The 23,262-nt window shown below is 64.9% G+C and carries 23 protein-coding genes and 1 pseudogene; 14 read left to right on the plus strand and 10 right to left on the minus strand.

All coding sequences use genetic code 11. The features are described from left to right. Window positions 1–20 precede the first annotated feature (20 nt). The gene (gene paaG / locus GSQ76_RS17345; RefSeq protein ID WP_158745392.1) at window positions 21–797 is read left to right on the plus strand and encodes a 2-(1,2-epoxy-1,2-dihydrophenyl)acetyl-CoA isomerase PaaG; all 777 of its coding nucleotides are present in this window, start codon (window positions 21–23) and stop codon (window positions 795–797) included. Here the strand turns inward: paaG and GSQ76_RS17350 are convergent. Together GSQ76_RS17350 and phnF are read right to left on the minus strand one after the other, a co-directional pair. Next, window positions 794–1,582 (minus strand): serine hydrolase, encoded by a 789-nt coding sequence (locus GSQ76_RS17350; RefSeq protein ID WP_158745393.1) that lies wholly within the window; start codon window positions 1,580–1,582, stop codon window positions 794–796. The genes paaG and GSQ76_RS17350 overlap by 4 nt on opposite strands. A gap of 56 nt (window positions 1,583–1,638) precedes the next feature. Next, the gene (gene phnF / locus GSQ76_RS17355; protein WP_158745394.1) at window positions 1,639–2,358 is read right to left on the minus strand and encodes a phosphonate metabolism transcriptional regulator PhnF; all 720 of its coding nucleotides are present in this window, start codon (window positions 2,356–2,358) and stop codon (window positions 1,639–1,641) included. Between the two features lie 111 nt (window positions 2,359–2,469). Here phnF and phnG point away from each other — a divergent pair, with 111 nt between their 5' ends. The 7 genes from phnG to GSQ76_RS17390 all read left to right on the plus strand — a co-directional run bounded on the left by phnG (window position 2,470) and on the right by GSQ76_RS17390 (window position 7,562). Then, window positions 2,470–2,925 carry a phosphonate C-P lyase system protein PhnG gene (gene phnG / locus GSQ76_RS17360; protein WP_158745395.1) on the plus strand — a complete coding sequence of 152 codons (456 nt, stop codon included), beginning with the start codon at window positions 2,470–2,472 and terminating at the stop codon, window positions 2,923–2,925. Beyond that, the gene (gene phnH, locus GSQ76_RS17365; protein ID WP_158745396.1) at window positions 2,922–3,494 is read left to right on the plus strand and encodes a phosphonate C-P lyase system protein PhnH; all 573 of its coding nucleotides are present in this window, start codon (window positions 2,922–2,924) and stop codon (window positions 3,492–3,494) included. Before phnG ends, phnH begins: the two co-directional genes overlap by 4 nt. Window position 3,495: 1 nt before the next feature. Then, window positions 3,496–4,575: a carbon-phosphorus lyase complex subunit PhnI gene (locus tag GSQ76_RS17370; protein ID WP_158745397.1), complete on the plus strand. Its 1,080-nt coding sequence runs from the start codon at window positions 3,496–3,498 to the stop codon at window positions 4,573–4,575. Further along, window positions 4,572–5,417 carry an alpha-D-ribose 1-methylphosphonate 5-phosphate C-P-lyase PhnJ gene (locus GSQ76_RS17375; RefSeq protein ID WP_158745398.1) on the plus strand — a complete coding sequence of 282 codons (846 nt, stop codon included), beginning with the start codon at window positions 4,572–4,574 and terminating at the stop codon, window positions 5,415–5,417. Before GSQ76_RS17370 ends, GSQ76_RS17375 begins: the two co-directional genes overlap by 4 nt. After that, window positions 5,414–6,187, plus strand: a complete 774-nt coding sequence (gene phnK, locus GSQ76_RS17380; RefSeq protein WP_158745399.1) for a phosphonate C-P lyase system protein PhnK — start codon at window positions 5,414–5,416, stop codon at window positions 6,185–6,187. The genes GSQ76_RS17375 and phnK overlap by 4 nt, the downstream gene beginning before the upstream one ends. After that, entirely contained in the window at window positions 6,184–6,855 is a 672-nt protein-coding gene (gene phnL / locus GSQ76_RS17385; protein WP_158745400.1) for a phosphonate C-P lyase system protein PhnL, read from the plus strand. Before phnK ends, phnL begins: the two co-directional genes overlap by 4 nt. 86 nt (window positions 6,856–6,941) lie before the next feature. Beyond that, entirely contained in the window at window positions 6,942–7,562 is a 621-nt protein-coding gene (locus GSQ76_RS17390) for a LysE family translocator (RefSeq protein WP_158745401.1), read from the plus strand. A gap of 44 nt (window positions 7,563–7,606) precedes the next feature. Here GSQ76_RS17390 and lpdA read toward each other — a convergent pair whose 3' ends face one another. From lpdA to zapE, 7 genes are all read right to left on the minus strand, one after another. Continuing rightward, window positions 7,607–8,998 carry a dihydrolipoyl dehydrogenase gene (lpdA, locus tag GSQ76_RS17395; protein WP_158745402.1) on the minus strand — a complete coding sequence of 464 codons (1,392 nt, stop codon included), beginning with the start codon at window positions 8,996–8,998 and terminating at the stop codon, window positions 7,607–7,609. A 150-nt stretch (window positions 8,999–9,148) separates the two neighbouring features. After that, entirely contained in the window at window positions 9,149–10,396 is a 1,248-nt protein-coding gene (gene odhB / locus GSQ76_RS17400) for a 2-oxoglutarate dehydrogenase complex dihydrolipoyllysine-residue succinyltransferase (RefSeq protein WP_158745403.1), read from the minus strand. Between the two features lie 23 nt (window positions 10,397–10,419). Further along, on the minus strand, window positions 10,420–13,317 hold the full coding sequence (locus tag GSQ76_RS17405; protein WP_158745404.1) for a 2-oxoglutarate dehydrogenase E1 component: 2,898 nt from the start codon (window positions 13,315–13,317) through the stop codon (window positions 10,420–10,422). 103 nt (window positions 13,318–13,420) lie between these two features. After that, window positions 13,421–14,296 (minus strand): succinate--CoA ligase subunit alpha, encoded by an 876-nt coding sequence (sucD, locus tag GSQ76_RS17410; RefSeq protein WP_158745405.1) that lies wholly within the window; start codon window positions 14,294–14,296, stop codon window positions 13,421–13,423. Then, the gene (gene sucC, locus GSQ76_RS17415; protein WP_158745406.1) at window positions 14,296–15,492 is read right to left on the minus strand and encodes an ADP-forming succinate--CoA ligase subunit beta; all 1,197 of its coding nucleotides are present in this window, start codon (window positions 15,490–15,492) and stop codon (window positions 14,296–14,298) included. Before sucC ends, sucD begins: the two co-directional genes overlap by 1 nt. 4 nt (window positions 15,493–15,496) lie before the next feature. Further along, on the minus strand, window positions 15,497–16,450 hold the full coding sequence (gene mdh / locus GSQ76_RS17420; RefSeq protein ID WP_158745407.1) for a malate dehydrogenase: 954 nt from the start codon (window positions 16,448–16,450) through the stop codon (window positions 15,497–15,499). Between the two features lie 127 nt (window positions 16,451–16,577). Continuing rightward, entirely contained in the window at window positions 16,578–17,723 is a 1,146-nt protein-coding gene (zapE, locus tag GSQ76_RS17425) for a cell division protein ZapE (RefSeq protein WP_158745408.1), read from the minus strand. A gap of 115 nt (window positions 17,724–17,838) precedes the next feature. Between zapE and GSQ76_RS17430 the strand changes: the two genes are divergently transcribed. The 4 genes from GSQ76_RS17430 (at window position 17,839) to crcB (ending at window position 19,404) form a co-directional block, all read left to right on the plus strand. Beyond that, window positions 17,839–18,063, plus strand: coding sequence for a hypothetical protein (locus GSQ76_RS17430; protein WP_158745409.1), 225 nt, complete (start codon window positions 17,839–17,841; stop codon window positions 18,061–18,063). A 75-nt stretch (window positions 18,064–18,138) separates the two neighbouring features. Beyond that, entirely contained in the window at window positions 18,139–18,777 is a 639-nt protein-coding gene (locus tag GSQ76_RS17435) for a 2OG-Fe(II) oxygenase (RefSeq protein WP_158745410.1), read from the plus strand. Between the two features lie 6 nt (window positions 18,778–18,783). Next, the gene (locus GSQ76_RS17440) at window positions 18,784–18,942 is read left to right on the plus strand and encodes a hypothetical protein (RefSeq protein WP_158745411.1); all 159 of its coding nucleotides are present in this window, start codon (window positions 18,784–18,786) and stop codon (window positions 18,940–18,942) included. A 33-nt stretch (window positions 18,943–18,975) separates the two neighbouring features. Then, window positions 18,976–19,404 carry a fluoride efflux transporter CrcB gene (gene crcB / locus GSQ76_RS17445; RefSeq protein WP_158745412.1) on the plus strand — a complete coding sequence of 143 codons (429 nt, stop codon included), beginning with the start codon at window positions 18,976–18,978 and terminating at the stop codon, window positions 19,402–19,404. A gap of 3 nt (window positions 19,405–19,407) precedes the next feature. Here crcB and GSQ76_RS17450 read toward each other — a convergent pair whose 3' ends face one another. Then, window positions 19,408–20,388, minus strand: coding sequence for an NAD(P)-dependent oxidoreductase (locus GSQ76_RS17450; protein WP_158745413.1), 981 nt, complete (start codon window positions 20,386–20,388; stop codon window positions 19,408–19,410). A 180-nt stretch (window positions 20,389–20,568) separates the two neighbouring features. On the opposite strand from GSQ76_RS17450, the gene GSQ76_RS17455 reads away from it, so the two are divergent. Together GSQ76_RS17455 and GSQ76_RS31940 are read left to right on the plus strand one after the other, a co-directional pair. Next, the gene (locus GSQ76_RS17455) at window positions 20,569–22,926 is read left to right on the plus strand and encodes a phosphoketolase (RefSeq protein ID WP_158745414.1); all 2,358 of its coding nucleotides are present in this window, start codon (window positions 20,569–20,571) and stop codon (window positions 22,924–22,926) included. Then, window positions 22,923–23,262 (plus strand): annotated as a pseudogene (locus tag GSQ76_RS31940) (acetate kinase); the annotation flags it as partial. The gene GSQ76_RS17455 and the pseudogene GSQ76_RS31940, both read left to right, overlap by 4 nt.

The raw sequence follows: 23,262 nt of genomic DNA on the forward strand, positions 1-23,262 counted from the left end.
GATAGAACGGGGGAAATCCGATGTCCGACTTGGTTCTGGTGGAACATGGGGCTGGCTTTCGCACATTATCGCTGAACCGGCCGGACAAGCTGAATGCGTTTGACGACGCGCTGCACGCCGCCCTTACCGCCGCCTTGCTAGACGCCGACGCCGACCCGGCGTGTCGCGCGCTGGTGCTGACGGGCGCCGGCCGCGGCTTCAGCGCTGGAGCGGACCTAGCGTCTACGCAGGGACAAGATCTGGGCACGGTGTTGGAGACGACGTTCAACCCACTTATCCGCAAGATCCGCGGTCTGCGAATGCCCGTCGTCTGTGCGGTGAATGGCGTCGCCGCCGGGGCCGGGGCCAATGTGGCGCTGGCCTGCGACATCGTGTTGGCGGGGCGCACGGCGCGCTTTATTCAAGCGTTCATCAAGATCGGCCTGGTGCCGGATGCCGGGGGCACCTGGCTGCTGCCACGCCTGGCCGGCGACGCCCGCGCCCGCGGCATGGCGATGCTGGGCGGCCCGGTGACGGCGGAGCAGGCGCTGGCCTGGGGCATGATCTGGCAGGTGACGGAGGACGAAACCCTGGTGGCGCAGGCCCAGGCCCTCGCGGCCCAGTTGGCCACTCAGCCGACTGCGGCCTTGGCGACCATGAAGCGGATGTTCGCCACCTCCGGCACCAACACGTTGGATCAGCAACTCGATCTGGAGCGGGACATGCAGCGCCAAGCCGGACGCGGACCGGATTTTGCAGAAGGTGTGGCTGCTTTCATGGAGAAGCGACCGCCCAAATTCAATGGGCGGGACGCCTAGGACACGAGATCCAGCGCCGCCTTCGCGATGTCGCCGACGATCTGCTCACCCGTCGGACCATCCGTCAGTCCTTCGCAGAACACCGCGAGGATCAGGGGGCCGCGACCCGTCATGATGAAGCCCACGTCGTTGACCACGCCGGGCAGGCTGCCGGTCTTCGTGCCCCAGCGCGGCCGGTTCGTCTGCGGCAGATGGCGGGCAATCCGGCGATCGTTCTGCTGCTTCTCCAGCAGGGCGACCATCTGAGCGCAGGATTCGGAGGACGCGGCATGTCCATCCAGGATCGACTTGATCACCGTTACGTAATCCTCGGGGACCGCCCAATTCTCCGCCTCGCTTGCCACCAGATGTCGGCCGCGCATCTTCCGGCCCAGCGTGGAATGCTGCATGCCGATATCGCACATGGTTGCGTTGATAGCCTCGATGCCGAGTGCGTCGATCAGGATGTTGGTCGACGAATTGTCGCTGACGCTCATCATCAAATACACCAGATCGCGAATTGTCATCTCAATGCCGGTGTGGAGGTTGCTGACGACCCCGCTGCCGCCGGCCTTCTCGTCCTCGCGCAATATGTGACGCTGCTCCAACGTGATGCGGCCGGCATCGATCCGGCGAAACAGCTCGACCATGATGGCGATCTTCACCGTACTGGCGGCAACGAAGCGGCGACTGCCATGATAGGCGAACGGCTCGCCAGCCGGCGCAAGAGCCGCCACTCCGATTGTGACACCGCCCACTTCCGCGCGCGTGATGACTTCGCTGACGGTGGTCCAGTTGAGCGGCATCGTGATCTCCTGCAGGGCGGGAGGTAGGGGATCACGGATTGGCCGGGTTCGCCAGCTTAGCCGACCAGCAACTGCACCCGCTCTCCGGCGAAGCGCACGCGGCTGAACGAGATGGGCAAGCCGGCCGGGTCCACGTCCACGCTATCCACCGACAGGATCGGATCGCGCTTTGGCTGGCGCAGCAGGCTTGCCTCCCGCTCGGTCGGGAGCGCGGCGACGATGCGGGTGGATTTGCGCAGGTAGTCGGCGAGGCCGAACCGCTCCAGCACCGCGGTGATGGAGCGTAATTCCCGATAGGTGTCGGCCAGCCCCGGAAACCGTGCGGCGGGGAAGTAGTTCGTGCCCACGCTGATGGGCACGCCATCCGCCCGGCCAAGCGTGTTTAGTGCCGTCACCACGGCATCCGCAGGCAGTTCCAGCGCATCGGCGACAAAACCCGGAGCCGGCTGGTCCGCCGCATCCAGCAATTCGTGGCTGGCGAGGCGGTTTTGCTGCTGCAAATTCGCAGTAAACCGGGTGCGGGCCGAGATCGGGTAGTCGATCACTGTATCCTCAACAAAGGTGCCAAGGCCGCGGCGGATTTTGACAGCGCCCTTCTCGGCCAAGGTCGCCAGGGCACGCCGGGCAGTGTGGCGGTGGACGCCGAACCGCGCCGCGACTTCCGCCTCCGCCGGCACGCGGGCACCGGCGGACAGGGCGCCGGTGCGGATATCTTGCGCCAGGGCAAGCTCGATCTGGTGCCACATGGGCACCGGGCTGTCCCGGTTGATCTGCATCCAACTCCCTCTCCGCGCCTGTGTGACAGTTTGGCGGATTCCAGGACAAATGGCTAGAGGTCTAGACGTCTGTCTGTTAGAGCCGGTGCTGCCACAGCGAGGATGAGGCAGATGGCGGATGAACAGGACGACCGCACGGAGCGCCAGCGTTGGATGGCCGTGCTGGCCCGGGCGAGTGCGGCGGAGATTGACGGGCTGCTGCCGCAATGCGCGCCGATGCCGGATTACACCGTGCTGCGCGGACCGGAGGCCGGGTTGGTCATGACCCGCGGCCGCACTGGGGGCGGCGGTGCCCCGTTCCACGTCGGCGAGATGACGGTCGCCCGCTGCAGCGTCCGCACCCAGACTGGCCACACCGGGCACGCCTACGTTGCCGGCCGCGACCTGCGCCAGGCGGAACTGGCAGCCTTGCTGGATGGTGTGTTGCAGGACCCGGCGCGCCAGGATGTGCGCGACGCCGTGGTTGCCCCCCTGGCTGCCCGTCAAGAGTCACGCCGAGCGGAGGTTGCGGCCAAGGCAGGCGCGACCCGCGTGCAGTTCTTCACCATGGCGACGATGCGCGGATGAGCGTCGATCTTCCTGGCTTCGCCCAGCCTGTCGCGGATGCGCAATCTTGCTTCCGCGCCGTGTTAGATGCGATGTCCCACCCCGGTCGCGTGCTGTTCGCAGGCGTCGACCTGGCCGCGCCGAGCCCGCTGGCGCCTGCCACTGCCGCCGTATTGCTGACGCTGGCGGATGCGGAGACCCCGATCTGGCTCGAACCCGCCGCCGCCGATGCCGCCGATTGGCTGCGCTTTCACTGCGGCGCCATGCTGGTAGAGCCGGGGGAGGCGCAGTTCGCCGTCTGCCTGGGCCTGTCCTCGCTCGCACCCTTCAACTGGGGCACGCATGAGGGGCCGGAAGCCAGCGCGACGTTGATCGTGCAGATCCCCAGCTTCGACGCCGGGCCGCGACTGCGGCTGAGTGGGCCCGGGCTGCGCGTGCCGGAGACGGTGCGGTTGGGCGCGCTGCCGGCGGACTTTGTGGATCAATGGCGAGCCAACCACGCTGCCTATCCGCGCGGGATAGATCTGGTGCTGTGCGCCGGATCGCAACTTGCCGCACTTCCCCGCAGCATCACGATCGAGGCAGCCTGATATGGCATATGTAGCCGTCAAAGGTGGCGAGCAGGCCATCGCCCACGCCCACGCCTGGCTGGCCGAACAGCGCCGGGGCGACCAGGCGGTGCCGGAACTGGGCACGGACCAGATCGAACAGCAATTGGGCCGCGCGGTGGACCGGGTGATGGCGGAGGGCTCGATCTACGACCGCAGCCTAGCCTCGCTCGCGATCAAGCAGGCGCAGGGGGATTTGGTGGAGGCCGCGTTCCTGCTGCGCGCCTATCGCACCACCCTGCCGCGCTTCGCCAGCAGCCTGCCCGTGGAAACGGCACGAATGGAAGTCGCCCGGCGTATCTCCGCCATCTACAAGGATCTGCCCGGCGGCCAGGTGCTGGGCCCGACCTACGACTACACGCACCGCCTGTTGGATTTTGCGCTGGCTGCCAATGGTGGCGCGACCCAAGCCGCCCCGGCGATGGATTTCCCGGCCGAGCGACTGGCCCCGGTCAGCGCCATCCTGCAGGCCGAGGGGCTGATCGAGGGTGATGGCGCCCCCAGCCGCGCCGCCGACCTGACGCGGGAGCCGCTGGCGTTTCCTGCCGCGCGGTCCACTCGGTTGCAGGCGCTAGCCCGGGGCGATGAGGGATTCTTGTTGGCGCTCGGCTACTCCACCCAGCGCGGCTATGGCAGCACACACCCCTTCGTCGGCGAAATCCGCGTTGGCACAGTGGCGGTGGAGATCGAGCCGCCGGAACTGGGCTTCGCCATCGATATCGGCGACATCACCGTCACCGAATGCCAGATGGTGACGCAATTCGCCGGATCGAAATCCGAGCCGCCGCAATTCACCCGGGGCTACGGTCTGGGCTTCGGCCATTGTGAGCGCAAGGCGATGGCGATGTCCCTGGTGGACCGGGCCATGCGGGCGGAGGAGTTGGGCGAGGATTGCACCGCCCCTGCGCAGGACGTGGAATTCGTGATGTACCATTGCGACAACGTCGAGGCGAACGGCTTCGTCGAGCACCTGAAGCTGCCACACTACGTCGACTTCCAAAGCGAATTGGAGACGGTGCGCCGCATGCGTGCGGATGCCGCCCGGGCGGAGGCTGCAGAATGAACGGCTATAATTTCGCCTATCTGGACGAACAAACGAAACGGATGATCCGCCGGGCCATTCTGAAAGGCGTGGCGATCCCCGGCCATCAGGTTCCGTTCGGCAGCCGCGAAATGCCGCTACCCTATGGCTGGGGCACGGGGGGCATCCAGGTGACCGCTTCCGTCTTGGGCGCCTCGGACGTGTTGAAGGTGATCGACCAGGGCGCCGACGACACCACCAACGCGGTATCGATCCGGGCCTTCTTCGCCCGTACCGCCGGGGTGCAGACCACAACCCATACCGGCGAGGCGACGATCATCCAGACAAGGCATCGCGTGCCTGAGCAGACGCTGAGTGAAGGGCAGATCCTGGTCTATCAAGTGCCGCAGCCGGAGCCGCTCTACACGTTGGAATCCAGCCGTGCCGAGACCCGGCGGATGCACGGGCTGGCCGAATACGGGCTGATGCACGTGAAGTTGTATGAGGACATTGCCCGCTTCGGCCACGTCTCCATCGCCTATAGCTACCCGGTGATGGTGAACGCGCGCTACCTGATGTCGCCAAGTCCGATCCCGGCCTTCGACAATCCGAAGCTGAACATGATGCCGGCGTTGCAATTGTTCGGCGCCGGGCGGGAGAAACGGATCTACGCCATTCCGCCGTATACCGCCGTCCGCTCGCTGGATTTCGACGACCACCCGTTCCGCCTGACCCGGGCGCCGCATGTGTGCGCGTTATGTGGGTCGGACAACACCTACCTCGATGAAGTGGTGACCGACGACCGCGGCGGCCGGATGTTCGTCTGTTCCGACACGGATTGGTGCGAGCAAAGCCGGGATCGCCGACAGGAGGCCGCGGAATGACCGGCAGGTTGTTGGCCGCCCGCGGCCTCGGCCTCCGCTTCGGCGCCATCGCGGCGTTGGACGGCGTGGATGGTGATCTCTGGCCCGGCGAAGTGCTGGCGATCGTCGGCGAATCCGGCTCCGGCAAGACGACGTTGCTGAACGTGCTATCCGGTGCGATGCAGCCCGATCGCGGCATCGTCACCTACACCGACCCGGCGGGTGTCGACCACGATCTGCACGCCATGCCCGCCCCACAATTGCGCGCGCTGCACCGGTCGGACTGGGGGTTCGTTCGGCAGGACCCGCGCACTGCGTTGCGCATGGGTGTCACCGCCGGCGGCAATGTTGGGGAGCGGCTGATGGCGTCCGGCATTCGCCACTACGGCGATATCCGCGCCACGGCCCTGGATTGGCTGCAGCAGGTGGAGATCGACCCGGCACGTATCGACGACCTGCCGCGCACCTTCTCCGGCGGCATGCTGCAACGCTTGCAGATCGCCCGCACATTGGTGACGCACCCACGGCTGGTGTTCATGGACGAGCCGACCGGTGGCCTGGATGTGTCGGTGCAGGCGCGGCTGCTGGACCTGATACGCGGGCTGGTCGCCAGGCTGGGCATCGCCGTGGTGCTGGTGACCCATGATATTGCGGTGGCGCGGCTACTGGCCGGGCGGATCATGGTGATGCAGCGCGGCCAGGTGGTGGAGGCAGGCTTGACCGACCAGGTGCTTGACGACCCGCAACACCCCTACACGCAGTTGCTCGTCAGCTCGGTATTGCAAGCATGAGCGCGTGCGTGTTGCAGACCGAAGGTCTGAGCAAACGCTTCACCCTGCATCTCCAGGGCGGCGTAGAACTGCCGGTTCTGAGCGGTGTGGGGCTGAGCCTGCATGCCGGCGAATGCGTGGCGCTGCATGGGCCGTCGGGCGCTGGGAAGTCCACGCTGATGCGCAGCATCTACGCGAATTATCGCGCGAGCGCCGGGCGCATCCTGGTGCGGCATGATGGCGAGATGGTCGACATGGCCGCCGCCGATCCTCGCACCATTCTGGAAGTGCGGCGACGTACGCTGGGCTATGTGAGCCAATTCCTGCGCGTCGTTCCGCGGGTCCCCGCGCTCGGCATCGTGGCGGAGGCGGTTATCGCCCGCGGCGGCGACGTGGAGGAGGCTCGGGCGCTGCTCGCCCGGTTCAACCTGCCGGCGCGGCTGCACAACCTGCCGCCCGCCACGTTCTCCGGCGGCGAGCAGCAGCGGGTGAACTTGGCGCGCGGTTTCGCCGGACAACATCCGATCCTGTTGCTGGACGAGCCGACCGCCTCTTTGGACGCTGCCAACCGGGACGTGGTGATCGAGGTGATCCGGGAAGCCAAGGCGAACGGCACGGCCATCCTGGGTATCTTCCACGACGCCGAGGTGCGCGAGGCCGTGGCCGACCGGCTGTTCGACGTGGTGTGATACCATCGTAAACGAGTTCTTGATTTGTTCTCATATTAGGTTAGTAGTCCTATTCGTGAGGTCACATCGAAGGACGGCGTTTTACCATGACGACGGATCATGTCTCCCTGGCTGCAGGCCTCGTGGTCGGGTTCTCTATCGCGGTTCCAATCGGGCCAATGGGCTTGCTGTGCATTCAACGGACCCTCGTCGCCGGAATGCGGGTGGGCGTGAGCACCGGGCTCGGCGCGGTTACGGTGAATGTCGCATATGGCGCGCTGATCCTGCTGGGGCTCGGCACCGTGGCGCCCGTGTTGGCGGAGTTCGGCCGGGCGCTTGGCGTCGCGGGCGGGCTGTTCCTGCTGTGGTCCGCGCTGCGGATGATGCGGCAGCAACGCCAGGCGGTAGCATGTGAGGCGGCGCTGACACCGTTGGCGGCCTATGCTTCGGCCGTCGCGTTCAATGCGACCAACCCGATCTCACCCCTGCGGATGGTGGCGCTGCTGTCGCCCATCGTCGCGGGCGCGGCCCCCGCTTGGAGCGGTGTTGCGACTCTGCTGGCTGGGATGTTTGCGGCGGCGGCGATTTGGTGGATCTGCCTCAGCTTCTTCGTGGCGCTGCTGCGGACGCGGTTGACGCCGGCCATGTTGACGGCGGTGAACAGGTTCGCTGCGGCGGGGCTCACGCTGTATGGCGCCTGGACGCTGGCGCGGTCGCTGGGGTCGTGAGGCGGTGGACGGCCCGCCACCGTTGGCAGGCCATCCAGCCGGCGTTAGATGTGGAGCGCGCGACCCTCAACGGCGAGAGCGGCTTCCTTCACCGCCTCACTCAGCGTGGGGTGGGCGTGGCAGGTGCGGGCGATGTCCTCGCTGCTGGCGCCGAACTCCATCGCGGTGGCAATTTCGGCGATCAGCGTGCCGGCATCTGGGCCGATGATGTGGGCGCCGAGCACCTCGTCCGTCTTCTTGTCGGCCAGGATCTTCACGAAGCCATCGGTCGCTGCCATCGCGCGGGCGCGGCCATTGGCGGTGAAGGGGAACTTGCCAACGGAATACTCACGGCCCTCGGCCTTCAACGTCTCCTCGGTGGCGCCCACCGACGCGACCTCCGGCCAGGTGTACACCACGCCGGGGATGACGTTGTAGTTCACGTGGCCAGCCTGGCCAGCCAGCATCTCGGCAATCGCAACGCCCTCGTCCTCCGCCTTGTGCGCCAGCATTGGCCCGGCGATCACGTCGCCGATGGCGTAGATGCCGGGCACGTTGGTGGCATAGTGGCCGTCGACCTTGATCCGCTTGCGGTCGTCCAACTCAATCCCGGCTTCCTGCAGGCCCAGGCCTTCGTAGAACGCACGGCGGCCGATCGCGACCAGCACGATATCGGCGTCCAGCGTCTCCGTCTCGCCACCGGCTGCAGGTTCCAGCGTCAGTTTCACGCCGGTCTCCGTCTTGGTGGCACCGGTGACCTTGGTCTTGAGCTTGAACTTGAAGCCCTGCTTGGTCAGCACACGCTCGAACGCCTTGCCGACTTCTTTGTCGGTGCCGGGGACCAGGTGATCGAGGTATTCCACGACGGTCACGTCAGCGCCCAAGCGATGCCATACGCTGCCCAGTTCTAGGCCGATTACGCCGCCGCCGATGACGACCATGTGCTTCGGCACGCTCTGCAGCTCAAGCCCGCCGGTGGAGGTGACGATGACCTTCTCATCAACTTCGACGCCGGGCAGGGGCACGCTCTCGCTGCCAGTGGCGATGATGATGGACTTGGCCTCGTATTCCGTCCCGTCCACGGCGACCTTGCCGGCCCCTAGGATGCGGCCCTCGCCTTTTAGCCAGGTCACCTTATTCTTCTTGAACAGGAACTCGACGCCCTTGGTGTTGGCGTTGACCACTTCGCCCTTGCGCGCCTGCATACGGGCCAGGTCGAGCTTGATGCTGTCCACGACGATGCCGTGGTCGGCGAAATGATGGCTGACTTCCTCGAAATTTTCGGAGGATTGCAGCATCGCCTTGGACGGAATACAGCCGACGTTCAGGCAGGTGCCCCCCAACGTCGCGCGCTTTTCCACGCAGGCAGTCTTCAGCCCGAGCTGGGCCGCGCGGATGGCGCAAACATAGCCGCCGGGGCCAGACCCGATGATGATGACGTCGAACGACTCGCTCATGATGTCTCCTTCGCGAACCCTCGAAAGAGACGACGCCCTCGCAAGAAGAGGGGCTGGGTGAGGGTCGCGCAGTGCGAAATGGGAATGCTAGATGGTGTAGGCCGAAACCGGCCTCAACCCCCGATCTTGGGGGCGAAGGCCGGTTTTGTCTTAGAGGCCGAGCAACAGGCGGCGCGGATCCTCGACGCCTTCCTTCACGCGAACCAGGAAGCTCACCGCTTCCTTGCCGTCCACAATCCGGTGGTCGTAGCTCATCGCCAGATACATCATTGGCCGAATCTCGACCTTGCCGCCGATCGCCATCGGACGCTCCTGGATCTTGTGCATTCCCAGGATGGCCGATTGCGGCGGGTTCAGGATCGGCGTGCTCATCAGCGAGCCGTAGACGCCACCATTGGTGATCGAGAAGCTGCCGCCGGACAACTCGTCCAGCTTCAGCGCGCCGTCGCGAGCGCGGCGGCCGAAATCGCCGATCGCGCGCTCGATTTGAGCAACGCTCATCTCGTCCGCGTCGCGAATGACGGGAACGACCAGACCGTTCGCGCCGCCCACGGCGATGCCCATGTGGACATACTTCTTGTAGACGATCTCATCGCCGTCGATCTCGGCGTTAACGGCCGGAAACTCCTTCAGCGCCGCGACGCAGGCCTTCACGAAGAAGCCCATGAAGCCCAGGCGGGTACCGTTATGCTTCTTCTCGAAGGCATCGCGATACTCTGTGCGCAGGGCCATCGCTGCGGACATGTCCACCTCGTTAAAGGTGGTCAGCATTGCGGCGGTGTTCTGGGCTTCCTTCAGGCGGGAGGCAATGGTGCGGCGCAGCCGCGTCATCTTCACCCGTTCCTCGCGGCCAGCCTCAGCACCCGGACCGCGCGCGGCGGCGGGGGCGGCTGCCGGGGCAGCGGCGGGGCGGCTCATGAACGCCAGCACGTCGCCCTTGGTGATCCGGCCATCTTTACCAGACCCGGCACCCACGTGTGCGGCGGTGACGTTGTTCTCTTCCATCCGCTTGGCCGCGGACGGCATCGGTGCATGGGCGGCGACATCAGCCGGCGGCGTCGCCGGGCGAGATACCGGGCCAGGCGCCGGCGGCGGCGGCTTGGCCGGCGAGGAGGAGGAGGCCGGTGTGCTCGGCGCCGGAGCGGGGGCCGCAGCGCCCGCACCTTCCTCGATCGTGCCCAGCAGGGCGCCGACTTCAACCTCGGCCCCCTCTTCGGCGACTAGCGCGCCGAGCGTGCCAGCGGTGGGGGCATTCACCTCCACCGTAACCTTGTCGGTCTCCAACTCGACCAACGCTTCGTCGGCGGCAACTCGTTCGCCGGCCTTCTTGAGCCAGCGCGCCACCGTCGCAGTGGTGACGCTCTCGCCCAATGTGGGCACCTTGATGTCGGCGGCCATAACTATTCCTTGCTTGTCTCGTCTTAATCCAGCGCGAGGGCGCGGGCGACCAAGGCCGCCTGCTGCGCTGCATGCACCTTCGCCAACCCGGTCGCCGGGCTGGCCGCGGCATCACGGCCGACATAGCCGGGACGGGCGCAGCTATGCCCGACAGTCCCCAGCGTCCGTTCGATCTTGCGGTCCACGAAGTTCCAGGCGCCCATGTTCTCGGGCTCCTCCTGACACCAGATGATTTCCGCGTTCGGATAGGTCCTTAGCGTCGCTGCCAGAGACTTCATCGGGAACGGATAGATCTGCTCCATCCGCACGATGGCCACGTCCTGCAGATTCTTGTCCCGACGCTCCTGCAGCAGGTCGTAATAGACCTTGCCGGTGCAGATCACGACGCGCTTGACCTTATCCACAGGCCCGATCGCGTCGATTTCGGGGATCATGTGCTGGAAGTGGCTGTTGCCGGTGAAATCCGCCAGGGGTGAAACCGCCAGCTTGTGCCGCAGCAGGCTCTTTGGCGTCATGATCACCAGCGGCTTGCGGAAATTCCGCTTCAGCTGGCGGCGCAGCGCGTGGAAGTAGTTGGCCGGGGTGGTGAGGTTCGCCACCGTCATATTTCGCTCGGCGCAGAGCTGTAAATAGCGCTCCAGCCGGGCGGAGGAGTGCTCCGGCCCCTGGCCCTCATAGCCATGCGGCAGCAGCAGGGTCAGCCCCGACATGCGCAGCCACTTCGTCTCACCACTTGCCAGGAACTGGTCGATGATGACCTGGGCGCCGTTGGCGAAGTCACCGAACTGTGCCTCCCACAGCACAAGCGTGGTCGGGTCGGCCAGGGTATAGCCATACTCGAAGCCTAGCACGCCCTGCTCGGACAGTAGGGAGTTGAAGATCTCGATCTTCGCCTGGCCGTCCTTGATATTGTTGAGCGGGGTGTATTCGTTGGCATTGGTTTGGTCGATCAGGACCGCATGGCGCTGGCTGAACGTGCCGCGCTGGCAGTCCTCGCCGGACAGCCGCACCCGGTTGCCATCCAGCAGCAAGCCGCCAAACGCCATCGCCTCGCCAGTAGCCCAGTCGATACCCTCGCCCTTCTCGAACGCCTGCCGCTTGGCCTCGAGCTGCCGGACGATCTTCGGGTTTGCGTCGAAATCAGACGGCACGCTGCTGATGGCGGCGCCGATCTGCTTGGCCGCCTCGTCGGTCAGCGCCGTGGCATCCTCGGACCGCTCGTCTTCCTGGTCAGCCTGCTTCAGCCCGGCCCAGTGCCCTTCCAGCCAGTCGGCCTTGTTGGGCTTGTAGCTCTTGGCGGCGTTGTAGCTCTCTTCCAGCGTCGCGGTGAATTCATCCCACATCGCCTTCGCCTCGCCCTCGGGGACGGAGCCCTCGGCGGCGAGCTTGGCGGCATACAGGGTGCGGGTCGTCTTCATGTCGCGGATGGCGCGATACATGATCGGCTGCGTGAAGGCCGGTTCGTCTGTCTCGTTATGGCCGTGGCGGCGGTAGCACACGACGTCCAGCACCACGTCCACCGCGAACTCATGGCGGAATTCGGCGGCCAGCTTGGAGCAGAAGATCACCGCTTCGGGGTTGTCGCCATTCACGTGCAGGATCGGCGCCTGCACCGACTTGGCCACGTCGGTGCAATACAGGCCGGAATAGGCGTGCAATGGGACGGTGGTGAAACCGATCTGATTGTTCACCACCAGGTGGATGGTGCCACCGGTGCGGTAGCCAATTAGTTGGCTCATCGCCAGCGTTTCGTAGACCAGGCCCTGGCCGGCGAAGGCAGCATCGCCATGCATCAGGATGCCCATGACAGTGCGGCGGGTCTTGGTATCGCCAGCCGCGTCCTGCCGGGCACGAACTTTGCCAACCACGACGGGGTCAACTGCCTCGAGGTGCGAGGGGTTCGGCTGCAGCGAGATATGAACGGAGTGCCCGGCGGCCTCGATGTCGGTGCTCGTGCCGAGATGATACTTAACGTCGCCCGAGCCCTGAACGTCGTCCGGCTTTGGGCTAGCGCCGCCGAATTCGCTGAACAGGGCGGTGAAAGGCTTCTTCACCACGTTCACCAGCGTGTTCAACCGGCCGCGATGCGGCATGCCGATGGCGACTTCGGTGACGCCGTCCTTGGCGCCTTGTTCGATCATCGCATGAAGGGCGGGGATCGTGACCTCGCCACCCTCCAGGCCGAACCGCTTGGTGCCGACATAGCGTTTTTGGCAGAACGCCTCGAAGCCTTCGGCCTCGGTCAGTTGGCGCAGGATGGTCTTCTTGGCGGCAGTGTCGAAGCCGGATGCCCAGGGCGCCCCTTCGATCCGCTTCTGCAGCCAGGCCTTCTGCTCAGGGTCCTGGATATGCATGTATTCGACGCCAATCGGGCCGCAATACGTGGCGCGCAATACGGCCAGGATCTCACGCGCGGTCGCGGTTTCGCGCCCCAGCACGTTGTCGATGAAAATCGGGCGGTCCATGTCCGCCTCGGTGAAGCCGTAGGTCGCCGGGTCCAGTTCCGGATGCGACTTCGGCACTGTCAGACCCAACGGATCGAGCTGCGCTTCCAGATGGCCGCGGACGCGGTAGACGCGCACCATCATCAGGGCGCGCAGGCTGTCCAGCGTGGCAGTGCGAACCTGCTCGGGCGACATGCCCGGCGCTGCTGCTGCCGGGGCCTTGGCATCGCCCTTGCCGGACTTGCCGGCGGGCTTGGCGACGGGCTCAGGCTCGCCGACGTCAAATTTGCGGGGCGCCCAGGAGGCGCCGGAGGCGTCGGTGAGCACCGAACGGGCCTCGTCATTCAGGGCAGCGAAGAGTTCGGCGAAGCTGCTGTCGACGCTGTCGGGCCGTTCGACCCAACGTGCGTATAGGTCGGCGATGAAGGCTGCATTCGAGCCACTAAACGCCGTCGCGAGGATGTCGACCCCAGCCATAATATCAATTTCCCTTTTCGGCAGTGCCCATAGACCAATATGGGCCCCGTGGTCACCGTGCGGCAGCGACAATCATCAGGATTGCCGCTGCCGCATAGCTTACTCAGCCCTGCAAAGCCTTAACCATCGTGCTGCCCAGTGCGGACGGGCTGTCCGCGACATGGATGCCGGCGATACGCATGGCCTCGAATTTCGCAGCGGCCGTATCGCGACCCCCGCTGATGACAGCGCCAGCATGGCCCATACGGCGGCCCGGAGGCGCCGTGGACCCGGCGATGAAACCGACGACCGGCTTCTTGCTCTTTTCGCGCGCTAGGAACTCGGCCGCGTCGATCTCGCTGGCGCCGCCGATTTCACCGATCATGATGATGCTCTCGGTCTCACCGTCGGCGAGGAACATCTCCAGCACCTCGATGAAGTCGGTGCCCTTGACCGGGTCACCGCCGATGCCGACGCAGCTGCTCTGACCGAGACCCGCCGCCGTGGTCTGCGCCACCGCCTCATACGTCAACGTGCCGGAGCGGCTGACGATGCCAACCTTGCCGCGCCGATGGATGTGGCCCGGCATGATGCCGATCTTGCAGGCGTCGGGCGTGATCACGCCTGGGCAGTTCGGCCCGATCAGCCGGCTTTTGGACGCGGAGAGCGCGCGCTTCACCTTGATCATGTCCTGCACCGGAATACCCTCGGTGATGCACACGATCAGGGGGATTTCGGCATCGATCGCCTCCAGAATCGCGTCGGCCGCGAAGGGCGGGGGGACGTAGATCGCGGTGGCGTTGGCGCCGGTCTTGGTCACGCACTCGTAGACGGTGTCGAACACCGGCAGGTCCAGGTGCAGCGTGCCCCCCTTGCCCGGCGTAACACCGCCCACGACCTTCGTGCCGTAAGCGATTGCCTGCTCGGAGTGGAAGGTGCCCTGGGCGCCGGTGAAGCCCTGGGTCATGACCTTCGTGTTGTGGTCGACGAGGACGGCCATTATGCGGCTTCCTTCACGGCCTGCACCACTTTCGCGGCGGCATCGGCCAGGTTATCGGCGGGGATGATCGGCAGACCGGACTTGGCCATGATCTCCTTGCCCAACGCCACGTTCGTGCCCTCCAGCCGGACGACCAATGGCACGCCAAGCGAAACCTCGCGCGCCGCCGCCACCACGCCCTCGGCGATCACGTCGCAGCGCATGATGCCACCGAAAATGTTGACCAGAATGCCTTCGACGTTCGGGTCCGACAGGATGATCTTGAAGGCCGCAGTCACCCGCTCCTTCGTGGCGCCACCGCCGACGTCCAGGAAGTTTGCCGGGGAGGAACCATACAGCTTGATGATGTCCATTGTGGCCATCGCCAGGCCGGCGCCGTTCACCATGCAGCCGATGACGCCATCGAGCGCCACGTAGTTGAGGCTGTGCTTGGCGGCCTCCAACTCCTTCGGGTCCTCTTCCGCCTCGTCCCGCAGCTTCTCGAGTTCCGGGTGGCGGAACAGGGCGTTGTCGTCGAAGCTTACTTTGGCATCCAGCGCCACGATGTCGCCCGCGCCGGTTACCACCAGCGGGTTGATCTCCACCGTTTCGCAGTCCAGGGCGGTGAATGCCTTGTACATGGCCATCACGAACTTGCCGAACGTGCCGATCTGCTTGCCTTCCAGCCCAAGGCTGAAGGCCAGCCGGCGGGTGTGGAAGCCGGAGATGCCGGACGCCGGGTCGATGGCGACGCGCAGGATCTTTTCGGGGTGGTGTTCGGCCACCTCCTCGATCTCCATGCCGCCCTCGGTGGACGCCATAATGGTGATGCGGGAGGTCGCGCGGTCCACCAGTAGGGAGAGATATAGCTCCCGCTTGATGTCGCAGCCGGCCTCGACATACACGCGGCGCACCTTGCGGCCGGCGGGGCCGGTTTGCTTGGTGATCAGCGTGTGGCCCAGCATGGCAGCCGCGGCTTCCTTCGCCTCCGCGGGGGACTTGGCCAGGCGAACGCCACCCTTGCCCTCCGGTGCGCCTTCAAACCGTCCGGCGCCGCGGCCACCAGCATGGATCTGGCTTTTCACGACGTAGATCGGACCGGGCAGCTTGGCGGCTGCGGCCTCGGCCTCTTCCGGAGTCCAGGCGACGTGCCCTTCGAGCACAGCCACGCCGTACCCCTTCAGCAGTTCTTTACCCTGGTATTCGTGGATGTTCATGTGATCAGCCCACCAGTTTCTTGGAGGCGTCGATCAGTTCCTGCACGGAAGCGCAGCTCTTTTCGAACGCTGCCTTTTCGGACGGATTCAGCTCGATCTCGACGATCCGCTCAACGCCGCCGGCGCCGATCACCACGGGGACACCGACATACAAGCCGCTAACGCCATATTCGCCGTTCAGCATCGCTGCGGCTGGCATTACGCGCTTCTTGTCGCGAAGGAAGCTCTCGGCCATTGCGATGGCTGAGGCGGCCGGGGCGTAGAAGGCGCTGCCTTTTTCCAGCAGTTTGACGATCTCGCCGCCGCCATTGGCAGTGCGGGCGACGATCGCGTCGATCTTGTCCTGCGTGGTCCAACCCATCTTGACCAGGTCGGGCACCGGGATGCCGGCGACGGTGGAGTAGCGGGTGAGCGGCACCATGGTGTCGCCATGGCCGCCGAGCACGAAGGCGGTCACGTCCTCGACCGAGACATTGAACTCATGCGCCAGAAACAGGCGGAAGCGGGAGCTATCCAGCACGCCGGCCATGCCGACCACCATGTTGGCGGGCAACCCGGACTTCTGCTGCATCACATACACCATCGCGTCGAGCGGGTTGGTGATGACGATGACGAAAGCGCCGGGGCAGTGGGTCTTGATGCCCTCTGCGACCTGGGCGATCACGCCGGCATTCTTCGCGACCAGATCGTCGCGGGACATGCCGGGCTGGCGGGGGAAGCCCGCGGTCACGATGACCACGTCCGATCCAGCGATCGAGCTGTAGTCGCTGCTGCCCGTCATGTGGCTGTCAAAGCCATCGACTGGAGCGGATTGCATGATGTCGAGGGCCTTGCCCGCGGCGACACCGCCGAAAACGTCGAACATGGCGACGTCGCCGAGTTCTTTGAGGCCTATCAGATGGGCGAGCGTGCCACCGATATTGCCAGCGCCGATAAGCGCGATCTTGTTACGAGCCATGGAAACCCTTCCGGAGACGCGTGGGATTACCCGCCAGGGCGGCCGGCCGTCCGGAAGGCAGCCGTGCCTACTCCAATCACCTGAGTGGGGCAAGCCGCAGCGACGGCAAAATGCTGCGCTGCGGCAATCAGGTCAAATGCTGAAGGGCGGTCCAATCCTCGGATTGCATCTCCTCCAGGCGGGAGGCCGTCCGCTCGAACGCCTTTGCCCCTTCACCGCGCTCATATAATTGATCGGGATAGGCGTCCGCCGAAGCGATCAATTTGACGCGATGATCGTAAAGGGCGTCCACCAGGGTGATGAATCGGCGTGCGTGGTCGTAATTCTCCGGGCCAAGTCGGGGAATTCCATCCAGGACCAGTGTCGGGAAATGCGTTGCTATCGCCAGGTAGTCGCCTGGGCCCAGCGGTTGCCCGCATAGTGCCGCGAAGTCGAACCGCGCGACACCGTCTGCCGACAGGGGCACGCGCAGGGTTCGGCCGTTCACCGTTAGCCGTTGTGCCCTTGGTGTGGCGCCGCCGGAGAGGGTGGCGAATGCGGCATCCAAGGCGGCGTCCGCCCGCCCATTTGCCGGCACATGCCAGGTCGTCATTCCCCGCATCCGGGCCCGCCGGAAATCGCGCCCGCCGTCCAACACCAGCACATCCAGGTGGCGCTTGATTAACGCGATAAACGGCAGGAAGGCGTCTCGCCCAGGCTTACCCCGAAACAAATCGTCCGGCGTGGTGTTGGAGGTCGCGACCACCACGACGGCGCGTTCGAACAGAGCGCTGAACAGCCGGCCAAGGATCATTGCATCGGCGATATCGTTGACCTGGAACTCGTCGAAACACAGCAGCGCGGCGCGTCCAGCTATGTCGTCTGCCAGTGGGGGGACCGGGTCGGTCCCGCCAGGGTTGGCCTGCTTCCAAGCGAACACCCTGGCATGCACGTCCTGCATGAAGGCGTGGAAATGGATGCGCTGCTTCCGTGCAACCTCGGCTTCGGCGAAAAACAAATCCATCAACATGGATTTCCCGCGCCCGACCTCGCCGACAAGGTAGAGACCGCTCGGCCCGGTTGGTGCCTCATCAACGGCCCGGCGGCGCAGCAGCCGGTTCATGAAGCCGGCGCGTTCAGGCTGCGACGGCGGATCATAGCCCCGTAACTTCGCCCACAAATCCTGTAGCCGCTCGGCCGCGGAGGCTTGGGCCGGGTCGGTCGACAACTCCCCAGTCGCCAGTTTGGCTCGGTAGGCGGAGAGGGGGCCGGTCGATTGGGTTAAGGCATTCATTGTGCGCCGCGAATAGCCCGACGCTGATCTAAGTTCAATGAATCGCGAGGGTGTTAACCTTTTTAGGGCGTTAGTCGTTGTTGTTCGTGTAGTCTCCCAGCCTGAGGTAGTAACTATGCGTTTCACGATCGTCGCCGCCACATTCGTCCTGGTCGCTCTGTCCGCTCATGCCAAGGCCGAGCCGGCAACGGGGCAGACATGCATCGCCATGGGGCCGGGCATGGCTCGGGTGGCAGCAAAGTTGGCCAATCCCGCGGATTGCTGCACGGGGCGGATGCAATGCGCGCAATACCTGTCTACCACGACCGTGGTTCGCCCTGCCCACGACCAGCGGACCTGAGGCGCAACTGCTCATCCGACGCGGACGACGCTTGAATTGACATGGTCTGCCGATCTAGACAGGCGCATGGACGCCATGCCGATTAACGACAATACGCTCGACTACGGTGCGCTGATGGCGACGTCAGTGGCGACCGAGCCGTTCCGGCATGTGGTCGTGCCGCACTTCGTGCCGCCGGCTTTTTTGGCGAATATTCAATCCGGGCTGCCCGAGATGGCTAGTGGTGGATCGTATCCGCCAAGGTCGCTGCAACTCGGCGCGGCAGCCGCCTCGCTCATCCAGCAAATGGAGGGGCCAGAGTTCCGCAACGCGATCGCAGCCAAGTTCGACCTGGATCTACACGATGCCCCTGTGATGCTGACCATGCGTGGTCGCACCCGCGACAAAGACGGCCGCATTCACACCGACTCAACCGCCAAGCGGGTCACGGTGCTCCTATACCTGAACCCGGAGACCGAGGCCTGGGCCAAGCGGGAAGGATGCTTGCGCCTGCTTCGCAGCCCAACCGATCTGGAGGACTATGCTATTGAGGTTCCTCCGGTAAACGGCACCCTCCTGGTGTTCCCGAACGGTCCCACGACCTGGCATGGTCATCGGACGTTCGTGGGTAAGCGCCACGCTATCCAATTGAACTACATGGCCAATGATGGCCGCGCCCGCAGCGAGTTGCGCCGGCATCGCTGGTCGGCGTTCATGAAGCGGTTCCGTGGCTAGAAGGGTGTGACAAAGACGCATGTATTGCTGGCGTGCGTGACGGCCGTGGTATGGATCGGCGCGTTCACCGCATATTTCTGGCAAGACATCCGCCGGCTCCTGCAGCACAACATTCGCGATCTGTGGGTCGGCCGAAACGACAAATGGTTTCGTGACGAGCCGTAGACGGGGTTGGTCTGACGCGCGGGGGGCCGATCGATGGTTGAAACGCTCCTGATCGCCTTCGGCGGCGCGCTTGGCAGCGTCGGTCGTTACTGGGTCGGAGTCTGGACCCTGCCGCTCGGCCGGGGGTTTCCGTGGGGCACTATCCTCATCAATGTCGCTGGGTCTTTTGCAATCGGGCTATTTGGAACACTAACCTTGGGAAGTGGCCGCTATCCGGTCTCGGATCCCGGGCGACTGTTCTTCATGGTCGGGGTTTGCGGCGGCTTCACCACCTTTTCCTCGTTTAGCCTGCAAACCTTGGATTTGCTGCGGGCCGGCGCGCCCGGCCGCGCCTTGGCCAACGTGGCGGTTTCAGTCCTGCTGTGCCTGGGGGCAGTGGCGTTGGGGCACGGCGTCGCCAGCCACCTCAATGGCGGCGCCCAGCGGGTGACCCAGGCCGCAATCGAGGAAGATGCGTCTTAGGCGTCAAAACCGGCGCGTCCAGCGGTCGGCATTTACCGCCCCCTCTGGGATTTCACCACGCAGCAGGGCGGCTACCTGGCCCACCGTATCCATCGCCTGGCTTTCGATTGCGGGCGGAGTCAGACCGCCGATATGCGGAGTCGCGATTACGTTGGGCATCCCGGCCAGCGCCAGGCTTGGCATCTGGTCTGGCGCACGCCCGACATCGAGGGCGGCGCCGGCGATCCGCTGGACCGCCAACGCGTCCGCCAGGGCCGTCTCGTCCACCAAGTTCCCGCGGGAAATGTTGATGAAGTAAGCCGTGCGTTTCATCTTGCCGAATGCGGTCGCGTTCATCAGGTTCTCCGTCTCCGCCGTTGCGATTGCGAGGCAGACGACGAAATCGGATTGCGTCAGCAAAGCAGCCATTGGCATTTGGATGATGTTCGGATTGTCCACCGTGACGAACGGGTCGGCCACCAGCACCGTCATGCCCAACGCGGCGGCGACCGGCGCCAGCGCGCGGCCAATGCTGCCATAGCCGATGATGCCGATCGCGCTGCCCGCCAATTGCCGGCCCATCTGCACGCCTGGCGCCAGACCCGCATGATATGCCCCGGCGCTGCGTGAAATGCCACGCGCCAGATCGATCATCAGACCCAGCGCAAGCTCCACAGTAGAGGCCACGAAACCTGGCCGGGCACGCGTCACCAACACCCCGGCGGAGGAGGCAGCCGCCACATCGATGTTGCGGATATCGACCGCACATCGCAGGAAAGCGTGCAACGTCGGAACGCTGGCAAAGATTTTAGCCGGCGCTTCCGTCAGCCGATCGGCGATGACCAAATCCGCGCCCTTCGCCGCAGCGATCAGCGCATCGGCCGACAGCGGCTCTACCCCGTCGTGCAACAGCAGTTCCGCCATGCTGCGCAGAGCCTGCAGCGCGCGGTCGCCATAGTATTTCTCACGCATCTCGGGCGTGTGGGTCAGCAGGATTTTTGGCATTGGCGGCTCCTCTCAGTTCGTCATAGCGCACTATCTTCGGGATCCAGAAGCATGGCCCGATCCGCCAAGCTGCGACCCTGTCATGGAACTTTCTCCCCACGCGGCGGTGATCAATCTGCCCGGCAATGCGTTGTGGTGCGGGACGCTGCATGCGAGCCGCCCCCGGAGGGAGACCTGCCGATGCCCGACCAACTCGATCTAACCCTGGTGGACGCATGGTGGCGGGCGGCGAACTACCTGTCAGTCGGGCAGATCTACCTGATGGACAACCCGCTGCTGCGCCGTCCCTTGGAACTGGCCGACATCAAGCCGCGCTTGTTGGGGCATTGGGGCACCACGCCGGGCCTCAATTTCATTTATGCGCATATGAACCGCGCCATTGTCGCACGCGAGTTGGACGCGATCTTCATCGCCGGCCCCGGCCATGGCGGCCCCGGCGTGGTGGCGAATACCTACTTGGAGGGCACCTATTCGGAGGTCTATCCGCATATCGGGCGTGACGAGGCAGGGCTGAAGCGATTGTTCACCCAGTTCTCATTCCCCGGCGGCATCCCTAGCCACGTGGCACCGGAAACTCCGGGCTCGATCCACGAGGGCGGGGAACTCGGTTACTCGCTGCTGCACGCGCATGGCGCGGTGTTCGACAATCCCGGGCTGCTCACCTGCTGCGTTATCGGTGATGGCGAGGCGGAGACCGGCGCCTTGGCGGCCAGCTGGCATTCCAACAAGTTTCTGAATCCGGCCCGTGATGGCGCGGTGCTGCCGATCCTGCACCTGAACGGCTACAAGATCGCTGGCCCCACGGTGCTGGCGCGCATCGACGAGGCCGAGCTGACACAACTGCTGCAGGGATATGGCTGGGAGCCGCATTTCGTGTCCGGCGACGACCCGGCGGTGATGCACCAAACCATGGCCGCTACGCTGGACCATGTGCTGGATCAGATCGGCGCCATCCAGGCCGGCGCCCGGTCCCACGGTTTTACCCGCCGGCCGCGCTGGCCGATGATCGTGTTGCGCTCGCCCAAGGGCTGGACCGGCCCGAAGCTGGTCGATGGCGTGAAGGTGGAAGGCACGTTCCGCGCCCATCAGGTGCCGATGACCGGGTTCGGCGAAAAGCCCGAGCACATCCAAATGCTGGAGGGTTGGATGCGCAGCTACCGTCCGGCGGAGCTGTTCCAGCCCGATGGCAGCCTGCTGCCCGCCATCGCGGCCCTAGCGCCTGCGGGTGAGCGGCGAATGAGCGCCAACCCGCATGCCAATGGGGGCAGTTTGCTGCAGGGCCTGACCCTGCCGGATTTCCGCCAATACGCCGTCGACCTGCCGCAACATGGCGGCGTCACGGCCAGCGCCACCAAAATCGTTGGCGAGTATCTGCGCGACGTGATCCGGCTGAATGCGGAGGCGGCGAATTTCCGCGTCATGGGCCCGGACGAAACCGATTCCAACCGGCTGACCGCGCTGTTCGAAGCGACTGACCGCACCAGCGTGGCCGAGATATGGCCGGAGGACGATCACGTGTCCCCCAACGGCCGGGTAATGGAGGTGTTGAGCGAGCATCTGTGTCAGGGCTGGTTGGAGGGCTATTTGCTGACTGGACGGCACGGCGTGTTCTCGTGCTACGAAGCGTTCATTCACATCATCGATTCGATGTTCAACCAGCACGCCAAATGGCTGAAGGTGACGCGCAAGATCCCATGGCGGCGACCGATCGCCTCGCTGAATTATCTGCTGACCAGCCATGTTTGGCGACAGGACCATAACGGCTTCAGCCACCAGGACCCTGGCTTCATCGACCACGTGATGAGCAAAAAGGCGGAGGTGGTTCGCGTGTATTTGCCGCCGGATGCCAACACGCTGCTATCGGTCATGGACCATTGCCTGCAAAGCCGGGACTACGTGAACGTCATCGTCGCGGGCAAGCAGCCCGACCATCAATGGCTGGACATGGACTCGGCCATTCGTCACTGCACGCAAGGCCTGGGTATCTGGCGCTGGGCTAGCAACGACGCGGGCGTGGCGCCGGATGTAGTGATGGCGTGCGCCGGCGACGTCCCAACGCTGGAAACGCTCGCCGCGGTGGACATCCTGTCCGAGCTGGTGCCAGACCTAAAAATCCGCGTCGTAAACGTGGTGGACTTGATGGCGCTAGAATCGCGCACCGCTCACCCGCACGGCCTGACCGACCCGGCGTTCGACGCGATCTTCACGACCGACAAGCCGGTGATCTTTGCCTTCCACGGCTATCCCTGGGCGATCCACCGGCTGACCTACAAGCGCCGTAACCATGATAATTTCCACGTCCACGGCTACCAGGAGGAAGGCACCACCACGACACCGTTCGACATGACGGTGCTGAACCATCTGGACCGGTTTCATTTGGCGATCGACGCGATAGACCGTGTGCCGCGGATTCGCGACAGCGCCGGGCATACGGTTCAGCATTTGCGCGACCGGTTGTTGGAACACACCGCCTACGTCACGACGCATGGTCGCGATTTGCCGGATGTGGCGGATTGGAAGTGGACCCCACGCGCATGACCGACGCAATGCTGACGGTGAACGCCGGGTCCTCCAGCGTGAAGTTCGCGGTGTTCGAGCGCCGGGCCGACCCGGTGCAAGTGCTGCACGGCAAGATCGACGGTATCGGCGGCGCCGTGAAGTTCGAGGCGAAGGACGCCGACGGGAAGAAGGTCGGCGGACATGAATGGGGCGACGGAATCAAGGCCTCCCACGACCAAGTTTTCGCCCATCTGTTGCAATGGGTGCAGGAGCATCTGGGCGGCGACCGGCTGGTCGGCGCGGGCCACCGCGTCGTGCATGGCGGCCGTAAACTGGACCGACCGAAGATCATCGACGCCGCCGTCCTTGCGGAGA

It is taken from the genome of Acidisphaera sp. L21, from assembly GCF_009765685.1.
In the GTDB taxonomy this organism is placed as follows: Bacteria; Pseudomonadota; Alphaproteobacteria; order Acetobacterales; family Acetobacteraceae; genus LMUY01.